Raw genomic sequence first — 21,135 nt, forward strand, 5'->3', positions numbered from 1 at the left:
GAGGTTCCAATGAAGGTTCTGGTACCGGTCAAGCGGGTGCTTGACTACAATGTGAAGCCCCGGGTGAAGGCGGACGGGTCGGGTGTAGACCTTGCCAACGTCAAGATGAGCATGAACCCCTTCGACGAGATCGCGGTCGAGGAGGCGATCCGGCTGAAGGAAAAGGCCGGCGTCATCGAGATCGTGGTCGTGTCGATCGGCGAGGCCAAATCGCAGGAGACATTGCGCACCGCGCTCGCGATGGGCGCCGACCGCGCGATCCTGGTGACGAGCGAACAGAAGGTCGAGCCGCTGAGCGTCGCCAAGATCCTGGCGAAGATCGTGGAAGAGGAGCAGCCCGCCCTCGTCATCCTCGGCAAGCAGGCGATCGACGACGACAACAACCAGACCGGCCAGATGCTTGCCGGGCTGCTCGGCTGGGGCCAGGGGACGTTCGCGTCCAAGGTCGAGCTGGCAAGCGACAGCGTCACCGTGACGCGCGAGGTCGATGGTGGGCTGGAAACCGACAGGTTCCCACTGCCCGCGATCGTCACCACCGACCTGCGGTTGAACGAGCCGCGCTATGCCTCGCTGCCCAACATCATGAAGGCCAAGAGCAAGCCGCTCGCGAACAAGACGCCGGCCGATTACGGCGTGGACGTGACGCCGCGCATCACCACCCTGAAGGTGGTAGAACCCGGCAAACGCCAGGCGGGAGTCAAGGTCGCCGATGTGGACGAGCTGGTGATGAAGCTCCATGCGATGGGCATCGCTAAGTAAGCACAACTCTCACCCGTTCGGGCTGAGCCTGTCGGACGATGTGCCGAGAAAAAGGGGCAGAGGATATGAAGACGCTGGTCTGGGTCGAGCATGACGGCTCGACGGTGAAGGATGCGACGCTAGCCGCGGTAACCGCCGCGTCGAAGCTGGGCGGGGTCGACCTGCTGGTCGCGGGTCAGGGCGTGGATGGGGTCGCTGAGGCCGCTGCGCAGATCGCGGGTGTCGGCACGGTGCACGTCGCGGACGATGCAGCCTATGCCCACGCGCTGGCCGAGAATGTCGCGCCGCTGGTGATGCAGCTGATGGACGACCACGACGCCTTCGTTGCGGCGGCCACGACGACGGGCAAGAACATCGCGCCGCGGGTCGCCGCGTTGCTCGACGTAATGCAGATCAGCGACATCCTGTCGGTCGAGGGCGAGGAAAGCTTCACCCGCCCGATCTATGCCGGCAACGCGATCGCGACGGTGCAGACCTCCGACGCGAAAAAGGTCGTCACCGTCCGCACCACGGCGTTCGAGAAGGCGGCGGCGAGCGGCGGGTCGGGCACGGTCGAGGCAGTCGCGTCTACCGGTGAGGAGGGCTTGTCGACCTTTGTCGGCTCGGAGATTGCGGCGAACGCGCGGCCGGAGCTGACCAGCGCCAAGGTGATCGTCTCGGGCGGGCGGGCGCTCGGGTCGGGCGAGAAGTTCCATGAACTGATCGAGCCGCTCGCCGACAAGCTCGGCGCCGGCGTCGGCGCCAGCCGCGCGGCGGTGGATGCGGGTTATGTTCCCAACGATTACCAGGTCGGGCAGACGGGAAAGATCGTGGCGCCGGAAGTGTACGTCGCGGTCGGGATTTCCGGCGCGATCCAGCACCTGGCGGGCATGAAGGACTCCAAGGTAATCGTGGCGATCAACAAGGATGAGGACGCGCCGATATTCCAGGTGGCGGACATCGGCCTGGTCGGCGACCTGTTCAAGGTGGTGCCGGAGTTGACGGAGAAGCTGTAGGAGGGACGAAGGCCGCGAAGTCAGCTGCGCGCCGGCGCTTCCGCCAGCACGCGGAGTTCGGCCGGCAGCGCGGCTCCGTCGCGCAACGTGCCATCCGTTGCCACTCCGGGGCCGCCGGACGTTGCCTCACCACGTCCCTTTTCCAGTGCGCGGAACCGGTGGAGCAGTGGTTCGGTATACCCGTTCGGCTGCTCCGCCCCCTCGAACACCAGCGCGCGGGCCGCCTGCATCGCAAGGCTGTCCGCGGTGAGCGGCCGGTAGGCGGGATCGCCGGCGTTCTGGTGTCCGGTCAGAGGAGGTTCTAAATCGTACGCTAAGTGTGACGGCCTGCAATGATGATCGGTTCGACGCGAGATAAAGGGCGCACTCTGGCGCATAGTCTGTGAGACCGTCGAGGTGCTTGGGCGCACGTTATTCGAGAACCAGCGTACGATCTTTGAGACGGACGCGAGACGGTCATCAGTCAGCGCACGCTTTGTGAGACCTTCAAATCGGCACCGGCGACGCGCATCCGTCGCTGGACTGTGCGCATGTTACGATCGTGAGAGCCCCATTGATGTGACGCCGAGTTAGCGGCTATCGCCTTCGGACCCACTGAATTGGTGTTCATTGGACCGCTTAATCACAGCATGTAGCCGATATCCGAAGCCCCGGACGGATAAGCGAACATGGTCGATTTCAGATCGTCGGCCGTCAGACCATGCCGGATCGCGAGCGCGAACAGATTGATGACCTCGTCCACATGCGGTCCGACCAGGTGAGCCCCGAGCACCCGGTCGTCGCCTTCATCGACCATCACCTTGAACCCATAAACCGGTTCGGCCGCTTGCCGCGCGGAGTACCAGTTGGGGACCAGATTGCTTTTCACGCGGAAGCGCAGGCCCCGCTCGCGCGCTTCGGCTTCGCTGAGCCCGACCGAAGCGATGGGAGGAAGCGTGAAGGCGACGCTGGGGATACCCCGATAGTCCGGGCGGAGGTGGTTGCCTTCGAGCATGTTGCCGGCGACGACCTTGCCGTCATGGCTCGATACCGGCGTCAGCGGAGGCCCCATCTGGGCCGCGTCGCCGGCAGCATACACCGCCGGGTTGGAGACGCTTTGCAGATGCTCGTTGAGCGTGAGGCGGCCCCGCTCGTGTGCGATCCCCGCCGCATCGAGGTCGAGTGCTTCGAGCGCCGGGCGTCGCCCGGCAGCATGGACGATCAGATCGGCCGCGAAGCTCTTGCTCACCCCGCCCGTGGAGGCGCGAACCGAGAAGCCGTCGCCTGTCTTGTCGATCGCCTCGACCTCCGTATCGAGCTGCACGTCGATCCCCGCATCGCGCAGGCGGGGCATCAGCCAGCCGACCAGATCGGGGTCGAAGCCGGTCAACATGCGCGGCCCGCGTTGGAGGATGGTCACTTGCGCCCCGGCGTTCGCCGCGATTGTAGAGAACTCCGCCGCGATGTATCCACCCCCGACGATCACGATGCGCCGGGGCAGGCTCTCAATCGCCAGGAACGCCTCATTGTCGATGACGTGCTCTTCGCCCGGCAAGCCGAGCGGGACCGGTTCGGCACCGCTGGCAACAAGGAAATGGCCGCCAACCAGCGTCTTTCCCTCCACGACGAGGCTGTTCGCGCCGGTGAAGCGAGCCGGGCCGTGGTAGGTATCCACCCCGGCCTCATGGTAGCTTCGTTCATGTTTCCCCGGCACCGGATCAGTGAAGGTGCGCTTGAACGCCATCAACTCGCGCCAGTCGATGCAGTCCTTTCCCACCACGCCGTTGCTCCGCATCCGGCGCGCGTCGTCGATCACAGCGGCCCCGTGGCGTAGCATCTTTTTCGGATCGCAGCCGCGCAGGGCGCAGGTGCCGCCATAGGGTCGGCAGTCGATCACGGCGACGCTCTTGCCGGCCTTGCGAACGCGCATGGCCGCTACCCGCGCGGCAGTTCCCGCGCCGATGACGACCAGATCATAGGTGTCGGGCACGAGCTTCTCCTTGGCGTGGTTCAGGTTCCCCGGCTGGCGTGCCGTCAGGCGCAGCAGCTCGCCGTTGATCCCGACGCGCGCGCTTCCTGTATCGGGGGACAGGGCACGTCACCGAAGGAGCAATAAACGCAACAGTCCCCGGCGTTGGGGCGAAGCACCGCGGCGCAGCCTTTGCAGTCGTAGAAGAACTGGCACGCATCGGTCGGCATGGTGTCGGTCGATTGGTGGCCGCACTTGGGGCAGGTCAACGTGGAGGTGAGCAGCATTACAACACCCAATTCATGAGGATAGGCTCGATCGAGCCCCAGATAGCGGCCAGGCCGACCAGCACAGTTGCCGCAATCAGGAGGCCGACGATCCGGCGCGACCTGACATCAACCGCACAGGCGTCCCCCGGCGCACAGGCCGTCTCGCGCTTGCGCCACCACATGGCCCAAGCGACCACGAGCGCGACCGCGCTCAGCACCAGAAGCGGCGCGCGAATGCTCGCCAGCCCTACGAAGCTGCCGGCGAGCCCAGCACCCACGCCGAGCGAGGCGAGCGCGAGTGGCAGAACGCAGCAGGCCGCGGCGGCCGTGACCGCGCCCAGGCCCAACGCAGCCGCTATTGATGCGACACCCCGGACGGGCGGCCCACCCGGTGTTGAGGGTTGCCTTGCGACGGTATCCGTCATTATCTGTTCCTCGATGGGATCGGATTGCTGAACCGCCGCCCCGGAGGCGAAACAAGATCGAGAATCGACACCCCGATCATCAACACCAGCCCCGCATACAGCACCCATTCCGCCCGAACGCCGCGAAGCGACATCAGCAGGGCGGCGATGAGAACAAGCACAGGTCCAGTGACGCCTAACGCTAGGCGCAGCCAGGTCTTGTGACGAAGGCCGGTGCGGAGGTTCGCCGCCAATACGATGAGCGCGGAGAGCGGCAGAACGTATCGGATAAAGGGGCCTTCATACTGGCTCAGAAAACTCAGGCCGATCCCGGCACCGAGACTGCCAAGGGCGGGAAAGCACGCCGCACAGCCGAACGAGGCGATGATCGCGCCGATCACACCCGTTTTATCGGCCGTTCGCGTTAGGGAGTCCTCAGTAGGCACAGCCGTTCCTTTCACCCGCTCCGCCGCAGCGACTCACCGCGCTCGCCTTGGCTCCTCGACAGGATCATAGTCGAAACCTTATATGCACCCTCCAGCAACTGTAGGGTCAAGGGCCGTGGCTCTGAAAATCGGCGACCTCGCCAAGGCGACCGGCACAAAGGTGCAGACGATCCGCTATTATGAGGAGATCGGCTTGCTGCCCGCGCCGGCGCGCACCGAAGGCAACTACCGGACCTATGCTTCGGCGACCCTTCGCCGGCTGTCATTCATTCGCCGCTCGCGCGGCCTTGGTTTCAGTCTCGACCAAGTGCGAGAGCTGCTGGGCTTGGCCGACCATAGCGATTGGTCCTGTGCCGCGGTCGAGACGATCGCGCGCGAGCACAGGGCGGCGATCGAGCGCAAGATCGCCGACTTGGCAGCCCTGGATGGCGAGCTGGCGCGTATCATCGACCGATGCGGACACGGCACCGTTGCCGAGTGCGGCATCCTTGAAGCCCTGTCTCCTGCCTAAGACGGCAGTGCATTACCGCTTCTCCCAACAGCGCGCGCGGCTCGCAAGAAATACGTCCGGTTTCCTTGTGGTCGCAATCGGCCACCCGATCGCGGCCGTTCAGAACGAGAAAAGCCGTTGCGGAAACCAGCGTCAGAATGCAGGGTGGTAGCTGTCTTTCCTTGGGGGTGAACCGGCCTTCTCATGCTGATCGGATACGTCCGCGTCTCGAAAGCCGACGGCAGCCAGACGCTGGAGCCGCAGCGCGACGCGCTGCTCGCGGGCGGCGTCGACCCGAGCCGCATCTACGAGGACCTCGCATCGGGTCGGCACGATGCTCGGCCTGGCCTGACCGCGTGCCTGAAGGCGCTCCAGCCCGGCAACACGTTGGTGATCTGGAAGCTCGACCGGCTCGGCCGTGATCTCCGTCACCTCGTCATCACCGCAGAGGATCTGCGCTCGCGCGGGATCGGGCTGAAGGTGCTGACGGGTGCCGGCGCGCAGATCGACACGACGACCGCCAATGGCCGGCTCGCGTTCGGCATCTTCGCCGCATTTGCCGAGTTCGAGCGCGAGCTGATCACCGAGCGTACGCGCGCCGGGCTCGCTGCAGCGCGCGCCAGGGGCCGGTTGGGCGGGCGCCCGCGCAAGATGGACCGCTCGACGCTGCAAATGGCAATGGCGGCGATGAGCGACCGGAAGGCGGTCGCGGCTGAGGTGGCCAAGCGGCTCGGCATCACGACCACGACGCTCTACCACTACATCAACGGCGACGGCACGCCCAAGGCCCCCGGCCAGGCGCTCCTCGACGGGAAGGCGATGCCCAAACCTCCCACCCGGGCTCGCGAAGAGCGACAAGCGGCGTGACCGTCTGGCGAGCGCCCGTTCCAGCCGAGGCGCTCGCGACCCTGAAACGACGCCTCGCGGCGCTGCCGCCCCGGCACCCCGACCGCAAGGAGATGATGGCGTCGACCTGCCGGCTCTACGCCGTGTCGCGCGCCACCCTGTACCGTGCGCTACGCGGCGAGCACCGTCCCCGCGACGCGCACCGCTCCGATCGCGGGCACGCGCGCGTCATGGGCGACGGCGAGATCGAACACTGGTGCGAGATCGTCGCTGCGGTGAAGAAGAGCACCACCAACAGGAAGGGCCGCCACCTCTCGACCGCGCGGGCGCTCAGGCTGGTCGAGGAGCATGGGGTCCACACGCCCGATGGCCATCGCAAGCTCGCGCCCGGGTTGCTCACCATCTCGACCCTCAACCGACATATGCGCCGGCTCGGGTATGACCACGCGCGCCTGACACGAGAGCCCGCGGCCGTCCGTTTCCAGGCGGAGCACGCCAACGACCTGTGGCACTTCGACCTGAGCCCGTCCGACCTGAAGCAACTCGCGGTTCCCCCGCCCTGGGTCGACCTGGAACGGGGCGGCGCGCCCACGCTGATGCTGTTCTCGGTCGTCGATGACCGGTCGGGGCTCGCCTACCTCGAATACCACTGCGTATATGGTGAGGATGTCGAGGCGGCGCTCGGTTTCCTGTTCCGCGCCATGTCGGCCAAGCCGGACGGCACGACCAACCCGCTCCAGGGCATCCCCAAGCAACTCCACCTCGACAACGGCCCCGTCGCGAAGTCAGCCGTGTTCAAGCGGGTAATGGAGAGCCTGGACGTGATCGTCACTCCGCACATGCCGGCCGGATCGGACGGTGCGCGCACGACCGCACGCGCCAAGGGCAAGGTCGAGCGGCCGTTCCGGACGGTGAAGGAGGCGCACGAGACACTCTACCATCATCACCAGCCCGACACCGAAGCCGAGGCGAACGCTTGGCTGACCCGGTTCGTCGATCGCGAAAATGCGCGCGATCACCGGCACGAGGCTCACTCGCGCGTCGATGACTGGCTTGAGCGCCAGCCCGAGGGCGGGGTCCGCGCGATGTGCGCGTGGGAGCGGTTCTGCTCGTTCGCGCGCGAGCCCGAGCGGCGCATGGTCGGGCTGGACGCGCGGGTGTCGGTCGCGGGGGTCACCTACGAGCTCGACCCCGAGCTTGCCGGCGAGGCGGTCGTGCTGTGGTGGGGGTTGTTCGACGCCGAGCTGTTCGCCGAGCATGGCGACGAGCGCTACGGTCCGTTCGATCCCGTGGGCGGCCCCGTACCGCTCCATCGCTACCGCAAGCACCGCAAGAGCAGGCGCGATGTCCGCCAGGACCGCGTCGCCGAACTCGCGACCCGCATTTCCATCCCGCGCTCCGCGCTGTCGGGTGAGCCCGACCTGATCGCGCGCGAGCCGCACCGCGCCATGCTCGCCACCCGCCCATTCGACGGTCCCGACCGGTTCGAGGAGTTGGCGTTCGCCACGCCGCTGAAGGCGCGCGCGGCGATCGCGGAAGAGCTGCGCGTGCCGCTCGGCAAGCTCAGCGCGGACGACCTCCAATTCATCGCCGACCTGCTCGCCCGCACGCTGGTCCGCGCGGAGGTGATGGTCGCCATCCGCGAACGGTTCCCGCCCGGCCGCGCCCATGCGGGATGAGGAGCCTGCCCCATGCTGACCGAAGTCATGCACCACTACCGGCTTGCCCGACCGCCAGTCGATGTTGGGTTCTACGAGACTGAGCACCACAAGCAAATCGTTCACGACCTGCGTACGACGATCATGGCGGGCCGGCTGATCGCGCTCACGGCCGTGATCGGGTCGGGCAAGTCGCTGCTGGTGCGCAGGTTGCGCGAGGCGCTGGAGCGCGAGAACCGCGTTATCGTGTCGCGCGCGCTCAGCCTGGAGAAGGCCAAGATCACGGTGCCGCTGCTCGTGTCGGCGCTGTTCTACGACCTCAGCCCGGACAAGCTACCCACCATCTCGCGCCAAGCCGAGCGCCGCGAGCGCGACCTCCAGGAGCTGTTCCGCAAGGCTAAGAAGCCGGTCGCGCTCTTCGTCGACGACGCGCACGACCTCCACGCCAACACACTGAAGGCGCTCAAGCGTCTGGTCGAGCTGGTTCAGGAGGGTGGCGGGCAACTCTCGGTCGTCATGCTGGGCTACCCGCGTCTGAAGAACGACCTGCGTCGCCCCACCATGGAGGAGGTGGGTGACCGCACGACGCTGTTCGAGTTCGGAGGGCTGCGCGACCGGCAGCGCGACTTCATCGACTGGGTGCTCCGGGCTTCGCTGGAAGAGGGCGTCGAGCCCGAGGAGGTCATCACCGACGACGCGGCGACGCTGCTCGCCGCGCGGCTGAAGACGCCGCTCCAGCTCAGCCGCTACCTCGTCCGCGCGTTCGAGGCGGGGTTCGGGATCGGCGCCAAGCCGATCGACGGCACCATCGTTGACGGCGTGCTGTCGCGCCGCCTCGACGACATAGAGCCAGAGCTGAACCGGCACGGCTACGACGTGAAGGCGCTGTGCGACCAGTTCGACGCCAAGCCCGCCGAGATCAGGAAGCTCATGCGCGGCGAGCTGGAGGGTACACGGGCGACCGAACTAACGGACGAGATGCGCATCGCGGGACTGCCAATATGAACGTCTCACGTAGCGTGCGTCGCGTGGCCTGCGTCTCGCGTCCGTTTCACCCGAGGTGCGCCCGTTCTCAACTATAGTGCGCTAGAGCACGGCTTCGGTCTCACGGAGCGTGCGCCAGAATAGACCTATAATCTCGCGCCGGGCCGACCATCATTGCAGGCCGCTACACCTAGCCATTGCGCCCAAACCCCTTTCGCTTGATGCCCTTCAGGGGGAGCGGCGTGTAGCTCGATCCGCCCCAAAAAACGCGGTTGCGGTTGGCCGCCTTGGTGCGGCCCCACAGGAAGATCAGGCGGAAGGCGTTGACGTCGTGCCGGACGACGAGGCGTGAAATACCGAACATGACCGCGGCGACGACCCCACCATAGATGGGGTTCGTCGTCCCGATCAGGGTAATCACCGAAGCCAGCAGGATTACCACCGCCGCCTCGATCGGAATGCCCGCGAACAGCGCAGGCCGCGTCACCGCCAGGAACAGCGTGTTACGCGCCATCACTTCCCGTTCTTCGTCCACGCTACGCACTCCACGAAACACAGGCGGAAGCGGGGCGTGGGGGACGCCCCGCTTCCATGAGGATCAGCCCTGGAGCTGATCGACGATCCACGGCGCCGAGAAGATGATCGCGATCCCGATGATGACGGTGACAAGCGCGCCGGTGTTGACCCGGCCCGTCAGCCAACCAAACCCCGCCGCGATCAGCGCTAGGATCGCGACGATGCGCAGCAGGCCATTGCTCAGCAGTCCGAGGACCGCGTTGCCGAAACTCTCCAGATTGGTTTGCGCGAACGCCGGCTCGGCCGACAGCAGCGACGTCAGCGCGACCAAGCCGAACATCGACACCCCCCGCGAGACGCTGCGCTGGCGCGGGGTCATCGCGTCGACGCGCTTCGTGACACGGGCTCGGAGGGCCAGCGCCGGCCCACCGAAAGATGCGAGATTCATCGGTTTTCTCCTTCGGCGAGACGGTCTCGCTCATATTCCGCCCTCGCAAACACGTCCCACGATGGCGGCGGTGGGGGTGGCGCAGCCTTCGGCTGCTCCGCGACGGACGTGTTTTCCTCGACCAGCGCGGCGAGCTGCGCAGCCGCGCTCGCCCCCTCGCTGGTATCTGTTGTGCCAGTGAACGCGCTCACGCGGACCGTGACGGGCTGGATGCCGTCGGCGAAGCCAGCATTGCCGACGACCTTCCCGACATAGCCGTTTCTAAAGCCACGCGACTGCGACCCGGTGTTATACATGGACAGGGCAATGCGAAGCGCGCGCTGGGGGTGAAGCCCTGCGCGCACGCTATGATAATTGCCGGACAGCACCGCACCTGCCGCAGCGATGTTGGTGCAGGGATCGAACACGTTGTCCCATGTCAGCCCGAGAGCCTTCATGTTCCGGGAGTTGATCTGACCGAGGCCGAGATCGACCGAATAGCCCTTGCTGACATAGTGGCGAGCGGTCTGCACCGCTTGAGCGACACTGGTCGCAGGCGCGGGCTGGCGAGCGATGCCGTTGACCCCGATCGCCAACTCGAAACCGCGACTTTCGGTTTGAACGATCGCCGCGATGGTCGCGGGTGCGACGCTGGGCGCGCACTGCGCCGCGAGACCCATAATGACCGCGGCGGGGAGCGTCATTGTCGCTCCAAATCTGCAGACCCTAGCGCACCACCGGGCTGCGCCGTGCCCTCCGCTAGAGCCACCTGCGTCGCCGTTGGCACCGTGTAGCGTGTTCGGGTGCCGTCGGTCATGGTCATCACGACATAGCCAGGCCGCCCGTTCTTCGGCTTGGTATAGTCGGTCTTGCGGACACCGCCCGCGCTACAGGTCGGAAAGCCCCCGCCGAGCGCAAGATGCGAGATGAGCTTGCGGATCGGCGGCACGCATTCGGCGAATTGCATCCATCCACCGGGGTTGCTGGCGCATAGCAGCACCTCGCAAGCCCAGGTCGAGTCGGCGGCGCGAGCGGGCGTCGCTGCGATAGAGCCGGTCGCAAGGGCAACGGCGGCAACGGATGAACACAAGCGATTTGCCATGTTTTCACTCCTGTCGTGATGACAGGGTAAGTCGCTTATGATTTCACCGATACCCCTTTGTGCCTCGCTTCACCCCTTTTTGAGAACGGTTTGCAGAACACCCAATTCGGATCAAAAAGCGCTTGTGTCTTCTAATCCGGGATGAGGATGGACGTGGATAATCCCGTCATACCCATAGCCTAGGACTACATGACGGATCGCTGAAGAAACCTTTTTATACAATCTGATACGCTTCTTGTCATACAGCGCGACATGGAACAGGGCTGACTTCCGCCAACTCACTCGAATATTGATATGCCACTTGCCGGAGTCGTGCTGACACACATGCACATCGGTGATGGTGCCACCTGGCGGGCGTTGCGAAGTCAGCTCGCGCTCAAGTATCAGCTCTAATTCCATTCCGCCCCGCGATGAGTGATTCTATATGTTTTCGCTGGCGTCCACGTTAACGCCGCTTTAGCAATTATGCGGGCATAGATGGGAGTGTCCAGAGATGGCCCGGCGAGACGCAGCATCGATCGAGGACCAGGCCGAGCGGATCGTTCGTCAGCTCGGTGGCAAATGGCAGGGTGACTTCGCTATGTGCCGCTGCCCTGCGCACGCTGATGGCAAGGCCAGCTTGTCGATCAGGGTGGGCGAGCGCGCCGTCCTCTTCCATTGCTTCGCGGGCTGCGCGGCAGACGCCATCATGTCCGCACTGCGTTCGGGCAAGATCCTCGCACCCGCTGACCACGACCCAGGCCAGCGGCAGGAGAACAAGGCCGACCTCAACAAGCTCGCGCTGGCGGTGTGGCGTCACGCCGAGCCCTTCGCCGGCACGCTCGCCGATCGCTACCTGCGCGAGGGGCGCCACATCATCCCGGACGGCATCAACGCCCGCTTCGACCCGCGATGCCAATGCGGCGCAGGTGCCGCCAAGGCGTTCGCGCCGGCGCTCATCGTGCCGATCGAAGAAGACTCCGGCGTTGTCGCCATCCATCGCACCTTCCTGCGCCCTGACGGACGCTGGAAGGCCGACATGAACGAGCCCAAGCGGATGCTCGGTAATCCCGGTTGCGGCGCGGTCCGCTGGGGCGGCATTCCGCTCGATGGCGTCCTGCGCCTCGCCGAAGGCGTCGAGGACGCCGCCAGCGTGATGAACATGCTCGAACCCGGGCGCTTCGTGTGGCCCGTCCTCGGCATTGAGCGCTATCAGGCAGTCGCTATCCCGGAGAGCGTCCACACCGTTGTCATCTACAGCCAGCATGGGGGCGAGGCGGCGCGCGCGATCGAGCGCGCCACCCCGCACCTGACGGCCAACGGCCGCCAGCTCGTCGTCAAGCCGCCGCCCCACGCTGGTGACTGGAACGATCTCCTTCGCGAGATACGTTCATTATGAAGCTGTTCCCCGGCGCGACGCGGTTCCAACGATGGACGATGGGTGCGACGTTCCTGATCGTCGCGACCTACGCGATTTCGCAGAACAAGCAGTCGCTGGTCGAAGTCTCGAAGACGCGGCTTTCGTCGCCAACTCCCAGAATCATCGATGGGGATACCGTCGACTTCGCCAACGGGCGGGTGCGAATTGTCGGGATCGACGCGCCAGATGACGACTTGCCGCAGCTTAAAGCTGTTTCGAGTGACGTGTTACGGGGTCTGGTGGCACGTGACGGCGGGATGGACTGCTCGGTATCGATGTTCGACTATGCGCTGCGTCGGGAGAACCAGTGTCGCACCGACCCTAAAAGCTATGGGCGCTTGAACCTGGCTTGTCGCTTTCCCGCCAACAAGGCGAGTGTGGGGGCCACGATGGTCGCTCAAGGATATGCCGTCGATTACCGGGTGTTTTCAGGCGGAGCCTATGTCGACTTGATGCAGAAAGCCGCAGCGAGGCGAGCGGGTCTATGGGGTGTCGACTATGAAGCGATGCGTCAACTTGCTGTTCGCAGGGCACAGGTGCCGCAGGGATGCGAGGTGGGAACGATCAAGCAGTAAGCCGGGCCTGCCTTCGGCCCGCGCTCTACTTCGCACCGTGTGCCACGCCGCTCCGCGGAACCCCGTCGCCGGGCTTCCGCCCATGCGGGTGACGATCAGGCTAGGCCATAGCGGGCCGCCCCTGCGGGCGGGCGCTGCCTATGCGGAGAACCGCTCCAATGCTTGAGCGCGGTTCGCCTAGAGCGGTCCTGATCGGCCGCTGGGGGATCGCCCTCTCGCTGGTCGCCGGTGCCGTCCTGACGGGGCGCATCCTCCGTAATTACCCCTACCTGCTGCCTAACCGCCTGCCCGGTTTAGTCCTCTACGAAATGGGTCCGGCGCTGATCCTGGCGCTCGCGATCGGGACCTCCATCGCCATCACCGACACATCGCGTCCCGGCGTCCGAGCGCGGCTCGCGCTGTTCGTGATCGCCGCGCTGCTCGCGGGTACGATCACCCTTGCCGTTGAGTTCGGCGCGGTCCTGGGAGGTCAGTGGCTATGAGGACGACGGGCTGTGCCACGTGGCACACCCTCTCTCCGTTCCCTACATTCCGGCCAATCATCCCGCCGGAGACCGCTATGCCGATCGAACCGTTCGTCCTGATCGTGGCAGACCACGACAATCATACGTTTTCGGTCGAGGGGCCGATGGTTGACGACAATCCGTGGTCAAAGCCCGTCGTTGACGCCCAGGAAGGCGGCAAGCGGCACATCAACTGCTTCGTGCCGGGTGGCCCCGCCAAGCACGACGCCGGGATCGCTGCGCGTGAATATAATCGGGAGTATAACTACACCCAGGTTCCCGCTGGTTCGATCGTAAGTCGTAAACCTTGGTGATCGGCGGGCCTGAGGCTGCCCCCAAGGCGTTCGTGATCCGATTGCCATCGGCTATGTCGGGGGAATGACATGGAAACCCCGCAATCTGCGCGAGCTGGGCCGGATGATCGTCGGCGATGCCGAATACTTTCAGTATCGGTCGAGCAAGTACATCACCGAGTTTTTCGAGGATTGCGATCTCGAGTTCGTCCATCAGGGTGAAACCCGACCAGCGTGGGCGGCAGAGCGGGTCGAGGAAGTCCTGGCGATGCCCAAGGCGTCCGCGACATCAATGCCCGACGCGTTCGTGCGGATCATTCGTCGGCTGCTAGACAGAGGCGAGGTCGTCAACGACGATGCGGGGCGTAGCCTTGCCCTAGGCGCCCTGAACATCACGCTCGCGCGAGAGGGATGGGAAGCCTTCTACGACGATCACGGCATTGCCCAGATCAAGCACATCGCGACCAACACCGTCGCGCAGATGGCGAACCCGCACCGACCCTTCACGCCGTCAGAGCTGGAGCGGCGCGACCAGCTCCTCGCCTACCTCGGCCGCTGCTCCGAAGACGAGCTCATCGAGGACGTTCTGCTACCGCTGTTCCGACAGCTCGGCTTCCACCGCATCACCGCAGCGGGCCACAGGGACAAGGCGCTGGAGTACGGCAAGGACGTCTGGATGAAATACACCCTGCCGACGCTCCACGTCCTTTATTTCGGCATCCAGGCCAAAAAGGGGAAGCTCGATTCCTCCGGCGTCAGCACCAGCAACGTCGCCGAGATCCACAACCAGGTGTCGATGATGCTCGGGCACGAAATCTTCGATCCGGAACTCAGCCGCCGCGTTCTGGTCGATCATGCCTTCATCGTCGCCGGCGGCGAGATCACCAAGCAGGCGCGCAACTGGATCGGCAACAAACTCGACGCGAGCAAACGATCGCAGGTCATGTTCATGGATCGCGATGACATCCTGAACCTTTTCGTCGTCAACAATCTGCCCCTACCCAAAGCCGCCCTTCCCTCCCCGCCTTCGGCATGGGATCTGGACGAGGACGTGCCGTTCTAGCGGCATGTCAGTGCTGGTGTAGAGGGTGTGCCACGTGGCACAGACGCGCGAGCGGCAGATAAGCCAAGGGCCGCCCTTTTGAGGCGGCCCCGACCGTTTAGTTCCCTTGCGGGAAACGGACACTCCCCAGGGGGAGGCCGCGCGTGCTCCCCATGTAGAAACCCATCTCTTAGGATTCAACTAAAATCTGAAATACCCCCAGCGCCCGCTAAGCCGCAGGCGCAGCAGGCGCGGGCGCAGGCAGCGCCGACGGGACCGGCAGCCACGCCAGCACAAGGCGCAGCATGTCGTCGAACTCGGCGACAGGCATACGCACGATGCCGCCCTTGTCGGGCGTCAGGCGGCTCACCGCCACGGTCGTGGGCTTGTCGCAGATCGCGAATGCGGCGCGGCCGTCGATCGTCGTCTGCAACGGGAACGCCCACTTGTTGCCCGGCTGCGCCTGCGTGGAGCAAGGAACCACCGTCACCGCGCCGTGAAGCGTGTTCTTGAACGACAGGATCACGACAGGGCGCCGCTTCCAGAACTCCGGAAGGTGGGCGTCCTGCGGAAAGTCGCACCAATAGAGCTGCCGAATGCTCGGTGCCGCCGTGACCTTGGGCGGCACCCTCGGCGGCGCCTCCTGAACATGCGCGTTCACGCCTCGTCATCCTTCTCCACCAAGCGCAGCTTGGGGGCACCGCGCCGGTTCTCGCGACGCTTCGCCAGCTCCGACTTGTCCTTGATCTCGGCCAACTTCTCCGCCGCGAACGGCGCGGCGGCCTCAATCAAGCCGTCGAGGTGATAGATGTTGGTTCGGCTCCCCGTCTCGGTCCGCCGCTCCTCGCGACGGATATAGCCCGCCCCTTCCAGGCCAGCGATATGCTTCTGGATCGTGCGCGGATGGACGTTCATGGCCTTCGCCATCGTGGCCTTGGACGGGAAGGGTTTGCCTTCCGCCGTCCACCACTTGCTCGCCAGATACACGACGATGTTGAGGTCGAGCGGTTCGAGGCCAAGCTGACGCTGGTTCTCGATGATGACGCTCGGCAACGCGGTCCATCCCGCATCCATCAGCGGCTTGGTCCACTTCTTCTCGTTCGTCCGCAGATCGGCGCTGCTGTCCGTTTGCTTCTTCGCAGCCATAGGTCTAATCCTTTCTCGACTGCGGATATGACCTTCGCGCGAGCATCGTTCAAGTTTGAGGGGGCGGCGCTGGGGGCACCCTCCCCGGGCGTTGAGGCCCCCCACTCCCCGGGCCGATGCGCCCAGGAGCCGGGAGCCGCTGGGGGCCTACAAAGTAGAGGCATTGCTCCATGTAGGAACCGCTCAGGCTACACTCCTGGCGTATGAACCGAGGATAAGCCAACGGGGAGCCCCCACGGCCTCCCCCTTCCCCCCGAAATTCAGATGAAGGCTTCGTCCGCGAGGTTGCCGTCGCGGGATTCGACTATCAACGCCGCCGTGTCTTCCCGATCGCGCGGGTTGAACACGCGGCCCACCACCGTCCAGATCGAGCGGTTCTGCGGCATGTTGCGATCCTGGCCTTGCAGCACGCCGGGGTCGACGATCGTGTCCCCGATCATGGGCACCTGACCGGCGAACTGCTCCAATCCGAACTCGATCTGGCCGTCGAATACCTTGCCGGCAGGATCACGGTGTAGAATCCGGATGTTCGTCACGTCTCGATCGCTCCGCCTTGGTGGGCCTTGATCGCCGAAGACGCGTGCGGTGCCAAGAGGCGCTGAACCGATCGCCCCAACGCATTGGATGAGGTGTGCCACGTGGCACACCTGCCGGCGCGCCGAGGCGCGACATATACCCGTTGGCGCCGCAGCCCTCCCCCAGAGGGCCGCTGGCGCTGGGGAACGCCAAGGGCGGCTGCCCTTTCGTTCCCGAACGACAATCAGGCCCCCCGTGTAATCCGCCAAGCGCGGCACCCGACGACCTTGCGGACGTCGGCCGCGCTAGGGCGGCTCGCCCGCACCAGGGGCCAGATTCTCGCCCTCCCTCCCCATCCCGTTCCTCGCCGGAAAGGCAGAGCCGGTTGCTGTTGCGACCGGCTTTCAGCCTCAAGGAAAGGAAGAAATCATGCGACGGATCACCGACAACCGCGCCGACATCTATCAGGAAATCACCGACCAGATGATTGCCTTGATCGAGGCGGGCACCCGGCCTTGGTCGAAATCGTGGAACGGCAGCACCGCGCCGAATATCCCCCTGCGCTCGACGGGCGTTCCCTATCGCGGCATCAACGTCCTGACCCTTTGGATTGCCGCCATGACGAAGGGCTATGCCTCGCCGCATTGGCTCACCTTCAAGCAGGCGCTCGCGCTTGGCGGTTGCGTCCGCAAGGGCGAAAAGGGCTCCACTGTCGTCTATGCCAACAAGATCGAGGTCGACGCCGACAAGGGCGGAGAGCGTGGCGAGGAAGGCAAGCGTCAGGTGGCGTTCCTCAAGCGTTACACCGTCTTCAATGCCGAGCAGATCGACGGCATCGAGGCGAAATATCCCACCCCCGCGCCGATCATCACCGCGACCAATCCCGACGAGCGGGACGCCGAACTGGACGCGCTTTTTGCCCGCGTGCCCGTCACCCTCAAGCATTTAGGCTCGCAGCCCTATTATCAGCCGAGCGGCGACCATGTCGTCATGCCGCAGTTTACCGACTTCCACACCAGCGATGACTATTATTCGACCCTAGCGCACGAGCTTTGCCACGCGACGGGACACGTCGACCGGCTCGCCCGTCCCTCCCTCATTTCCACGAAGCGCGAGGATTATGCCCGCGAGGAACTGGTTGCCGAGCTTGGGGCCGCGTTCGTCAGCGCGACCATCGGGATCAAGCTACACGACCGCGAGGACCACGCCGCCTATCTGGCGAGCTGGCTTCAAGCCCTCCGCAACGACAAGCGTTGCATCTTCACCGCCGCGACGCAGGCGCAGGCCGCAGCCGATTGGCTCTTGAGCCGCATGGCAATCGAGACCGCCCCCGAGCTTGAGGAGGCGGCATGACCGAGGACGACGACACCGGCCCCGAAGGGGGCCGGGCGGTCGCGAGCCGGTTGGTCTATGACCCCCACATCGCGACCGTCGACGAGGCGACGTTCAACGAGCTGGTCGCGTTGATGTGAAACAATAGGCCGAGCAAGCAGCCCGGGACGCTGTGGCGTTACAAAGCGACATTGCGACTGAGCTTCCATGAACCAGTGCTGCAAGCTCTATTTCAATAGCGTTCATTCACGACTATATATTTTAGAATAAAATTGGAGATGGATGGTGAAACCACTTATCATCGCGGCGGCTGCGCTGACGATATTCGCAGCGCCTACCGCCATCGCTCAAACGCATCACAACCGGGCGGACAGCCACGATAGCTACAGGAGTAGTCATACCGCTCAACGCTATGATAGTCATGGCTATCAGCAGCGTTGGAACGGCGGTCATCAACTCCGATCTAATTGGGGCGGGCAGTATGCCTATGGCTACGATGGCTACGCTCCGCCCCGGGACCACCATGAACGCCGGAGGCATCATCGCTCGGGACACCATCGTTGATGGAAACCTGAGTAGGAAAGCGAAATCTATTCGATGAACGACACATCATCAGCACAGCCGACCGCTCATCCGGCAGGGATGCTTTGTCCGGTATGCAAGGTCGGGCTGTTGCTTTCCGAGCGACAAGGGATCGAGATCGATTATTGCCCGCAATGCCGGGGCGTGTGGCTTGATCGCGGTGAACTCGACACGATCATTGAACGTAGCGATGCTCATGATGTGGCTCAGCCGAAGCTTGAGCCGCCCTATTCCTCAGAGCGCGGCGGCTATGCGCCACCTTCCCCCCGGAGCGGCGATCCGCATTACCGCGACGACTATCATGAGACCGGCAGGCACGGCGGCCGTCATCCTGATGATCGCCGCGGGCATGGTCGGGGCGGGTTCTTGGGACGCCTGTTTGATCACTAAACAATTTCGCGTCAGCGAGCTCCCTTGGTGGGAGTATCTCTGATTTCCCTATTTATCGCGGCGACGGCCTGTGATGCCGCCTCGCAGTCACTCCCGGTTTCTTGGCCTCGCTCGCAGCGGGTGACGACCAGTTTCGCCTCCTCCGCATGGAAGCGGAAATATTCCTCGTCGCGGGGTGTTATGAGCCCACAACCGCCGAGCGCAAGCATGACGGCCGAGGCGGCGGCCAGACGAGTCCTGTCGATCATCGCGCGATCGTTCCCTGATGTTGATGAGCGGTCATAGCGGGATGCCGACGCGCGAAAGCGCGAAGGTCATGATGAGATAGAGCATGATGGTCAGCGCGCACCCGGCGGCTAACGCCAACCAGAAGCCAACGCCGTGGCGCAGCATCCATGGGATCAGCAGGAAAAACGGCAGTGATGGCAGGACAAACCAGAAGGTCGCCTGGGTATGGGCCGCCATGTTCACGGGATCGCGCCGATCATGCCACAACCATATCATGCCAAGAACAGAAACGAGCGGCAGTGATGCGATTAGAGCACCAAATCCGGGATAGCGTTTGGCGAGTTCTGACGCAGCAGCGATCAGAATGCCCGATATGATCGCCTTGGCAGCGAGGTGATACATAGAACACTCCATTTTCCGGTCGTGCCGTCAGCATCGCGCTGCGGACCAACGCCACTTCCCACCTGTACGGCGCCAGACTCCAAAGCCGGCGCGATGCAAGGCCCCGATCCATCTGATGAGAATGAGCGCGCTGGCGGCCGAGATCAGGCGATAAGCGCGCGCGATGCGGGTGACACGGATCAGCATCGATGCTGCCATAAGCCAGATGCCGGCGGGGCAGATAGAATACAGGCGAGGGAGGCCCATCAGCGGCCCTTCGTTCGGCCGAAGGTCGCGACGCGCCAGATGTACCAGAGGATTGCGGCACCGATTACCATGTTGCTGGCCGGCTCTATGATGCTCGCCACCTGGTTATAGCGCTCACCCAGCTCGTAGCCGGCCAGCGTCAGTACCGTCGTCCACAGCGCCGAGCCGGCTAGCGTCGATATTAGGAAAGGTGTCAGAGGCATTCCGCTCACCCCGGCGGGCACGGAAATCAGCGTTCGTACACCGGGCACCATGCGACCCAACAGCATAGCCCAGCGGCCATAACGATCGAACCAGCGGTCAACATGATCAATCTCCTGGGGCGTGAGGGTCAGCCATCGGCCATGCCGCGAGGCGAACCGCTTCAGCCGATCAATGCCAATCCAGCGACCAATATAGTACCATAGCAGTGCGCCAACGGCCGAACCAAGCGTGCCGGCAACGATCACGATCCAGAGCGCGCCGCGCCCCTGCGCGGCCGTGTACCCTGCAAGCGGCAAGATCACCTCTGATGGAATTGGCGGAAAGACATTCTCGGCAAGCATCAGCAAAAAGACGCCGAAGGCGCCGAGCGTCGAAAGGATGGATGTTATGACACTGAACACGATGATGTCCTGACGGTAAGTCCGCTCTCCCCCAGAAACCGCACTGCGTGGCTGCACCGTTTCAGAAAAGGCGGTGGTAGATGACCCACTTAATCATCGCGCAAAGCACGATCACGCCAAAGACGGCGGCTGCGACGATACGATTCTCGAGCTCGGGATGTTCGACATGTCTGATGCGCGCGGCGACTTGCCATGCAGGCCGGATCGGACACCACCACGATCCTGCCGCTATCCGGTCGAGTTGTGCGTCGGAAAGACCGAAGAAGGCCTTCACTTCGCGACGTGACCGCCCTCGCAGCCCCATTACGCGTAGAACGGCATCATTCCACGCGACATCGATCGCGCTTGGCTCGCCGACCATTGTTCCCCGCAGATCTCCTCCGGCCCATGAAGGTGACAGCAGTCTGATGATCCTGTCCGGGTTCCGATCAAGAAGCGTCGCCCAGCGAAGCAAGCGGTGCTGCCGATCCCTTGGAGATATGGTTTCGGCCGGAGCCCAGCGCTTGGCGAGCGTCCGCAAAGGCTGCGACCACAAAGTCGCTGATAGGTTCGGTGGGCTCATGGGCTTTCCGACACCTTGGTATCGCCATTGGTGACGCGCTTCAGGGGCCGCGAGCAGCGCAAGGTCAGGAAAGTGGTGACACTCAGGATGATGGCGATGTCATAGAGGCCGTAGCCAACTGCTGCGCCCAGAGCGCCAGTGGCCCAAAGGCTGGCAGCCGTAGCCGTGCCCGAGGCCTTCCCCCCCTTCTTCAGGATCGCACCGCCTCCAATGAAACCCACGCCCGTAATCAGGCCCTCAAGAATTCGCGCTTGCGCGGGATTGGTCCGCCCTAAAACCGCAATGCCCACCAGCACGAAGCCACAGCTGGCGATCGCGACGAGCGGGAACGTCCGGATGCCTGCGCTCCGCTCATCCTTCTCACGATCCCAACCAACCGGCAGGGCAAGCGCATAGGCCACCGCGAGACTGACGACATGGGTGGCTGTTTCCAGCCACGAACTTTGAAACATACCAGCCTGCCTGTTCTA

At 64.3% G+C, this 21,135-nt stretch carries 32 protein-coding genes; 14 read left to right on the forward strand and 18 right to left on the reverse strand.

Features of this window, described 5'->3' with window-relative positions; all coding sequences use genetic code 11:
• Positions 1 to 9: 9 nt before the first annotated feature.
• Complete coding sequence (locus HRV97_RS14600; RefSeq protein ID WP_066776258.1) at positions 10 to 759, forward strand: electron transfer flavoprotein subunit beta/FixA family protein; 750 nt, start codon at positions 10 to 12, stop codon at positions 757 to 759.
• Positions 760 to 824: 65 nt separating this feature from the next.
• Complete coding sequence (locus HRV97_RS14605) at positions 825 to 1,754, forward strand: electron transfer flavoprotein subunit alpha/FixB family protein (protein ID WP_066776261.1); 930 nt, start codon at positions 825 to 827, stop codon at positions 1,752 to 1,754.
• 20 nt (positions 1,755 to 1,774) lie between these two features.
• On the opposite strand, the gene HRV97_RS14610 is transcribed toward HRV97_RS14605, so the two are convergent.
• The 5 genes from HRV97_RS14610 to merC form a co-directional block, all read right to left on the reverse strand.
• On the reverse strand, positions 1,775 to 1,984 hold the full coding sequence (locus tag HRV97_RS14610; protein WP_066776264.1) for a hypothetical protein: 210 nt from the start codon (positions 1,982 to 1,984) through the stop codon (positions 1,775 to 1,777).
• 392 nt (positions 1,985 to 2,376) lie between these two features.
• Positions 2,377 to 3,723, reverse strand: a complete 1,347-nt coding sequence (locus tag HRV97_RS14615; protein WP_007406355.1) for a dihydrolipoyl dehydrogenase family protein — start codon at positions 3,721 to 3,723, stop codon at positions 2,377 to 2,379.
• A gap of 44 nt (positions 3,724 to 3,767) precedes the next feature.
• On the reverse strand, positions 3,768 to 3,989 hold the full coding sequence (locus tag HRV97_RS17700) for a GDCCVxC domain-containing (seleno)protein (RefSeq protein ID WP_082450164.1): 222 nt from the start codon (positions 3,987 to 3,989) through the stop codon (positions 3,768 to 3,770).
• Positions 3,989 to 4,318, reverse strand: a complete 330-nt coding sequence (locus tag HRV97_RS14620) for a mercuric transporter MerT family protein (protein ID WP_007406366.1) — start codon at positions 4,316 to 4,318, stop codon at positions 3,989 to 3,991. The genes HRV97_RS17700 and HRV97_RS14620 overlap by 1 nt, the downstream gene beginning before the upstream one ends.
• 77 nt (positions 4,319 to 4,395) lie before the next feature.
• A complete protein-coding gene (gene merC, locus HRV97_RS14625; RefSeq protein WP_425505788.1) occupies positions 4,396 to 4,836 on the reverse strand; it encodes an organomercurial transporter MerC in 441 nt (146 codons plus the stop codon).
• A gap of 100 nt (positions 4,837 to 4,936) precedes the next feature.
• Between merC and HRV97_RS14630 the strand changes: the two genes are divergently transcribed.
• From HRV97_RS14630 to HRV97_RS14645, 4 genes are all read left to right on the forward strand, one after another.
• Positions 4,937 to 5,332, forward strand: coding sequence for a MerR family transcriptional regulator (locus HRV97_RS14630; protein ID WP_007406344.1), 396 nt, complete (start codon positions 4,937 to 4,939; stop codon positions 5,330 to 5,332).
• A gap of 183 nt (positions 5,333 to 5,515) precedes the next feature.
• Positions 5,516 to 6,178: a recombinase family protein gene (locus HRV97_RS14635; protein WP_007406363.1), complete on the forward strand. Its 663-nt coding sequence runs from the start codon at positions 5,516 to 5,518 to the stop codon at positions 6,176 to 6,178.
• Positions 6,175 to 7,836 (forward strand): IS481 family transposase, encoded by a 1,662-nt coding sequence (locus HRV97_RS14640; protein WP_007406365.1) that lies wholly within the window; start codon positions 6,175 to 6,177, stop codon positions 7,834 to 7,836. The genes HRV97_RS14635 and HRV97_RS14640 overlap by 4 nt, the downstream gene beginning before the upstream one ends.
• Before the next feature lie 12 nt (positions 7,837 to 7,848).
• Entirely contained in the window at positions 7,849 to 8,820 is a 972-nt protein-coding gene (locus HRV97_RS14645) for an ExeA family protein (protein WP_007406337.1), read from the forward strand.
• A 169-nt stretch (positions 8,821 to 8,989) separates the two neighbouring features.
• Here the strand turns inward: HRV97_RS14645 and HRV97_RS14650 are convergent, their stop codons facing one another.
• The 5 genes from HRV97_RS14650 to HRV97_RS14670 all read right to left on the reverse strand — a co-directional run bounded on the left by HRV97_RS14650 (position 8,990) and on the right by HRV97_RS14670 (position 11,243).
• On the reverse strand, positions 8,990 to 9,334 hold the full coding sequence (locus HRV97_RS14650) for a VirB3 family type IV secretion system protein (RefSeq protein ID WP_343044524.1): 345 nt from the start codon (positions 9,332 to 9,334) through the stop codon (positions 8,990 to 8,992).
• Positions 9,335 to 9,397: 63 nt separating this feature from the next.
• The gene (locus tag HRV97_RS14655) at positions 9,398 to 9,763 is read right to left on the reverse strand and encodes a TrbC/VirB2 family protein (protein WP_246248769.1); all 366 of its coding nucleotides are present in this window, start codon (positions 9,761 to 9,763) and stop codon (positions 9,398 to 9,400) included.
• On the reverse strand, positions 9,760 to 10,446 hold the full coding sequence (locus HRV97_RS14660; protein ID WP_174195007.1) for a lytic transglycosylase domain-containing protein: 687 nt from the start codon (positions 10,444 to 10,446) through the stop codon (positions 9,760 to 9,762). Before HRV97_RS14660 ends, HRV97_RS14655 begins: the two co-directional genes overlap by 4 nt.
• The gene (locus HRV97_RS14665) at positions 10,443 to 10,844 is read right to left on the reverse strand and encodes a hypothetical protein (protein ID WP_174195008.1); all 402 of its coding nucleotides are present in this window, start codon (positions 10,842 to 10,844) and stop codon (positions 10,443 to 10,445) included. The genes HRV97_RS14660 and HRV97_RS14665 overlap by 4 nt, the downstream gene beginning before the upstream one ends.
• A gap of 111 nt (positions 10,845 to 10,955) precedes the next feature.
• Positions 10,956 to 11,243 carry a hypothetical protein gene (locus HRV97_RS14670; RefSeq protein ID WP_174195009.1) on the reverse strand — a complete coding sequence of 96 codons (288 nt, stop codon included), beginning with the start codon at positions 11,241 to 11,243 and terminating at the stop codon, positions 10,956 to 10,958.
• A gap of 232 nt (positions 11,244 to 11,475) precedes the next feature.
• On the opposite strand from HRV97_RS14670, the gene HRV97_RS14675 reads away from it, so the two are divergent.
• The 5 genes from HRV97_RS14675 to HRV97_RS14695 all read left to right on the forward strand — a co-directional run bounded on the left by HRV97_RS14675 (position 11,476) and on the right by HRV97_RS14695 (position 14,677).
• Positions 11,476 to 12,222, forward strand: a complete 747-nt coding sequence (locus tag HRV97_RS14675; protein WP_343044525.1) for a DUF7146 domain-containing protein — start codon at positions 11,476 to 11,478, stop codon at positions 12,220 to 12,222.
• On the forward strand, positions 12,219 to 12,818 hold the full coding sequence (locus HRV97_RS14680) for a thermonuclease family protein (protein WP_246248770.1): 600 nt from the start codon (positions 12,219 to 12,221) through the stop codon (positions 12,816 to 12,818). The genes HRV97_RS14675 and HRV97_RS14680 overlap by 4 nt, the downstream gene beginning before the upstream one ends.
• A 158-nt stretch (positions 12,819 to 12,976) precedes the next feature.
• Positions 12,977 to 13,300 (forward strand): hypothetical protein, encoded by a 324-nt coding sequence (locus tag HRV97_RS14685; protein WP_174195010.1) that lies wholly within the window; start codon positions 12,977 to 12,979, stop codon positions 13,298 to 13,300.
• Between the two features lie 77 nt (positions 13,301 to 13,377).
• Entirely contained in the window at positions 13,378 to 13,635 is a 258-nt protein-coding gene (locus HRV97_RS14690) for a hypothetical protein (protein ID WP_174195011.1), read from the forward strand.
• Positions 13,636 to 13,699: 64 nt separating this feature from the next.
• Positions 13,700 to 14,677 (forward strand): PDDEXK family nuclease, encoded by a 978-nt coding sequence (locus HRV97_RS14695; protein ID WP_174195012.1) that lies wholly within the window; start codon positions 13,700 to 13,702, stop codon positions 14,675 to 14,677.
• A gap of 208 nt (positions 14,678 to 14,885) precedes the next feature.
• Here the strand turns inward: HRV97_RS14695 and HRV97_RS14700 are convergent, their stop codons facing one another.
• The 3 genes from HRV97_RS14700 to HRV97_RS14710 form a co-directional block, all read right to left on the reverse strand.
• The gene (locus HRV97_RS14700; protein ID WP_343044526.1) at positions 14,886 to 15,317 is read right to left on the reverse strand and encodes a type II toxin-antitoxin system PemK/MazF family toxin; all 432 of its coding nucleotides are present in this window, start codon (positions 15,315 to 15,317) and stop codon (positions 14,886 to 14,888) included.
• Positions 15,314 to 15,802, reverse strand: coding sequence for a helix-turn-helix domain-containing protein (locus tag HRV97_RS14705; protein WP_174195013.1), 489 nt, complete (start codon positions 15,800 to 15,802; stop codon positions 15,314 to 15,316). Before HRV97_RS14705 ends, HRV97_RS14700 begins: the two co-directional genes overlap by 4 nt.
• A 260-nt stretch (positions 15,803 to 16,062) precedes the next feature.
• Complete coding sequence (locus HRV97_RS14710) at positions 16,063 to 16,338, reverse strand: hypothetical protein (RefSeq protein WP_174195049.1); 276 nt, start codon at positions 16,336 to 16,338, stop codon at positions 16,063 to 16,065.
• Between the two features lie 409 nt (positions 16,339 to 16,747).
• Here HRV97_RS14710 and HRV97_RS14715 point away from each other — a divergent pair, with 409 nt between their 5' ends.
• From HRV97_RS14715 to HRV97_RS14720, 3 genes are all read left to right on the forward strand, one after another.
• Complete coding sequence (locus tag HRV97_RS14715) at positions 16,748 to 17,671, forward strand: ArdC family protein (protein WP_174195014.1); 924 nt, start codon at positions 16,748 to 16,750, stop codon at positions 17,669 to 17,671.
• Positions 17,668 to 17,790, forward strand: coding sequence for a hypothetical protein (locus HRV97_RS17705; protein WP_281356828.1), 123 nt, complete (start codon positions 17,668 to 17,670; stop codon positions 17,788 to 17,790). The genes HRV97_RS14715 and HRV97_RS17705 overlap by 4 nt, the downstream gene beginning before the upstream one ends.
• Positions 17,791 to 18,247: 457 nt before the next feature.
• A complete protein-coding gene (locus HRV97_RS14720) occupies positions 18,248 to 18,622 on the forward strand; it encodes a TFIIB-type zinc ribbon-containing protein (RefSeq protein WP_223176886.1) in 375 nt (124 codons plus the stop codon).
• An 11-nt stretch (positions 18,623 to 18,633) separates the two neighbouring features.
• Here the strand turns inward: HRV97_RS14720 and HRV97_RS14725 are convergent, their stop codons facing one another.
• From HRV97_RS14725 to HRV97_RS14745, 5 genes are all read right to left on the reverse strand, one after another.
• The gene (locus tag HRV97_RS14725; RefSeq protein ID WP_246248771.1) at positions 18,634 to 18,870 is read right to left on the reverse strand and encodes a hypothetical protein; all 237 of its coding nucleotides are present in this window, start codon (positions 18,868 to 18,870) and stop codon (positions 18,634 to 18,636) included.
• 31 nt (positions 18,871 to 18,901) lie between these two features.
• Complete coding sequence (locus HRV97_RS14730) at positions 18,902 to 19,252, reverse strand: DUF3147 family protein (protein WP_174195015.1); 351 nt, start codon at positions 19,250 to 19,252, stop codon at positions 18,902 to 18,904.
• 245 nt (positions 19,253 to 19,497) lie between these two features.
• Entirely contained in the window at positions 19,498 to 20,103 is a 606-nt protein-coding gene (locus HRV97_RS14735; RefSeq protein ID WP_174195016.1) for a VTT domain-containing protein, read from the reverse strand.
• A 61-nt stretch (positions 20,104 to 20,164) separates the two neighbouring features.
• Positions 20,165 to 20,665, reverse strand: a complete 501-nt coding sequence (locus tag HRV97_RS14740; protein ID WP_246248772.1) for a hypothetical protein — start codon at positions 20,663 to 20,665, stop codon at positions 20,165 to 20,167.
• A complete protein-coding gene (locus HRV97_RS14745) occupies positions 20,662 to 21,117 on the reverse strand; it encodes an MgtC/SapB family protein (RefSeq protein ID WP_174195017.1) in 456 nt (151 codons plus the stop codon). The genes HRV97_RS14740 and HRV97_RS14745 overlap by 4 nt, the downstream gene beginning before the upstream one ends.
• Positions 21,118 to 21,135 lie beyond the last annotated feature (18 nt).

The sequence above is a fragment of the Sphingomonas hominis genome (assembly GCF_013328205.1).
GTDB classification, from domain to species: domain Bacteria; phylum Pseudomonadota; class Alphaproteobacteria; order Sphingomonadales; family Sphingomonadaceae; genus Sphingomonas; species Sphingomonas hominis.

What these genes read in the sequence shown, in the direction of transcription:
- HRV97_RS14745 (WP_174195017.1), bottom strand. Translation starts at nt 21,117, where the DNA reads ATGTTTCAAAGTTCGTGGCTGGAAACAGCCACCCATGTCGTCAGTCTC.
- HRV97_RS14730 (WP_174195015.1), bottom strand. Translation starts at nt 19,252, where the DNA reads ATGTATCACCTCGCTGCCAAGGCGATCATATCGGGCATTCTGATCGCT.
- HRV97_RS14610 (WP_066776264.1), bottom strand. Translation starts at nt 1,984, where the DNA reads ATGCAGGCGGCCCGCGCGCTGGTGTTCGAGGGGGCGGAGCAGCCGAAC.
- HRV97_RS14725 (WP_246248771.1), bottom strand. Translation starts at nt 18,870, where the DNA reads ATGATCGACAGGACTCGTCTGGCCGCCGCCTCGGCCGTCATGCTTGCG.
- HRV97_RS14670 (WP_174195009.1), bottom strand. Translation starts at nt 11,243, where the DNA reads ATGGAATTAGAGCTGATACTTGAGCGCGAGCTGACTTCGCAACGCCCG.
- HRV97_RS14705 (WP_174195013.1), bottom strand. Translation starts at nt 15,802, where the DNA reads ATGGCTGCGAAGAAGCAAACGGACAGCAGCGCCGATCTGCGGACGAAC.
- HRV97_RS14680 (WP_246248770.1), top strand. Translation starts at nt 12,219, where the DNA reads ATGAAGCTGTTCCCCGGCGCGACGCGGTTCCAACGATGGACGATGGGT.
- HRV97_RS14660 (WP_174195007.1), bottom strand. Translation starts at nt 10,446, where the DNA reads ATGACGCTCCCCGCCGCGGTCATTATGGGTCTCGCGGCGCAGTGCGCG.
- HRV97_RS14695 (WP_174195012.1), top strand. Translation starts at nt 13,700, where the DNA reads ATGACATGGAAACCCCGCAATCTGCGCGAGCTGGGCCGGATGATCGTC.
- HRV97_RS14655 (WP_246248769.1), bottom strand. Translation starts at nt 9,763, where the DNA reads ATGAATCTCGCATCTTTCGGTGGGCCGGCGCTGGCCCTCCGAGCCCGT.
- HRV97_RS14720 (WP_223176886.1), top strand. Translation starts at nt 18,248, where the DNA reads ATGAACGACACATCATCAGCACAGCCGACCGCTCATCCGGCAGGGATG.
- HRV97_RS14685 (WP_174195010.1), top strand. Translation starts at nt 12,977, where the DNA reads ATGCTTGAGCGCGGTTCGCCTAGAGCGGTCCTGATCGGCCGCTGGGGG.
- HRV97_RS14715 (WP_174195014.1), top strand. Translation starts at nt 16,748, where the DNA reads ATGCGACGGATCACCGACAACCGCGCCGACATCTATCAGGAAATCACC.
- HRV97_RS14605 (WP_066776261.1), top strand. Translation starts at nt 825, where the DNA reads ATGAAGACGCTGGTCTGGGTCGAGCATGACGGCTCGACGGTGAAGGAT.
- HRV97_RS14635 (WP_007406363.1), top strand. Translation starts at nt 5,516, where the DNA reads ATGCTGATCGGATACGTCCGCGTCTCGAAAGCCGACGGCAGCCAGACG.
- HRV97_RS14690 (WP_174195011.1), top strand. Translation starts at nt 13,378, where the DNA reads ATGCCGATCGAACCGTTCGTCCTGATCGTGGCAGACCACGACAATCAT.
- HRV97_RS14645 (WP_007406337.1), top strand. Translation starts at nt 7,849, where the DNA reads ATGCTGACCGAAGTCATGCACCACTACCGGCTTGCCCGACCGCCAGTC.
- HRV97_RS14665 (WP_174195008.1), bottom strand. Translation starts at nt 10,844, where the DNA reads ATGGCAAATCGCTTGTGTTCATCCGTTGCCGCCGTTGCCCTTGCGACC.
- HRV97_RS14740 (WP_246248772.1), bottom strand. Translation starts at nt 20,665, where the DNA reads ATGAGCCCACCGAACCTATCAGCGACTTTGTGGTCGCAGCCTTTGCGG.
- HRV97_RS14600 (WP_066776258.1), top strand. Translation starts at nt 10, where the DNA reads ATGAAGGTTCTGGTACCGGTCAAGCGGGTGCTTGACTACAATGTGAAG.
- HRV97_RS17705 (WP_281356828.1), top strand. Translation starts at nt 17,668, where the DNA reads ATGACCGAGGACGACGACACCGGCCCCGAAGGGGGCCGGGCGGTCGCG.
- HRV97_RS17700 (WP_082450164.1), bottom strand. Translation starts at nt 3,989, where the DNA reads ATGCTGCTCACCTCCACGTTGACCTGCCCCAAGTGCGGCCACCAATCG.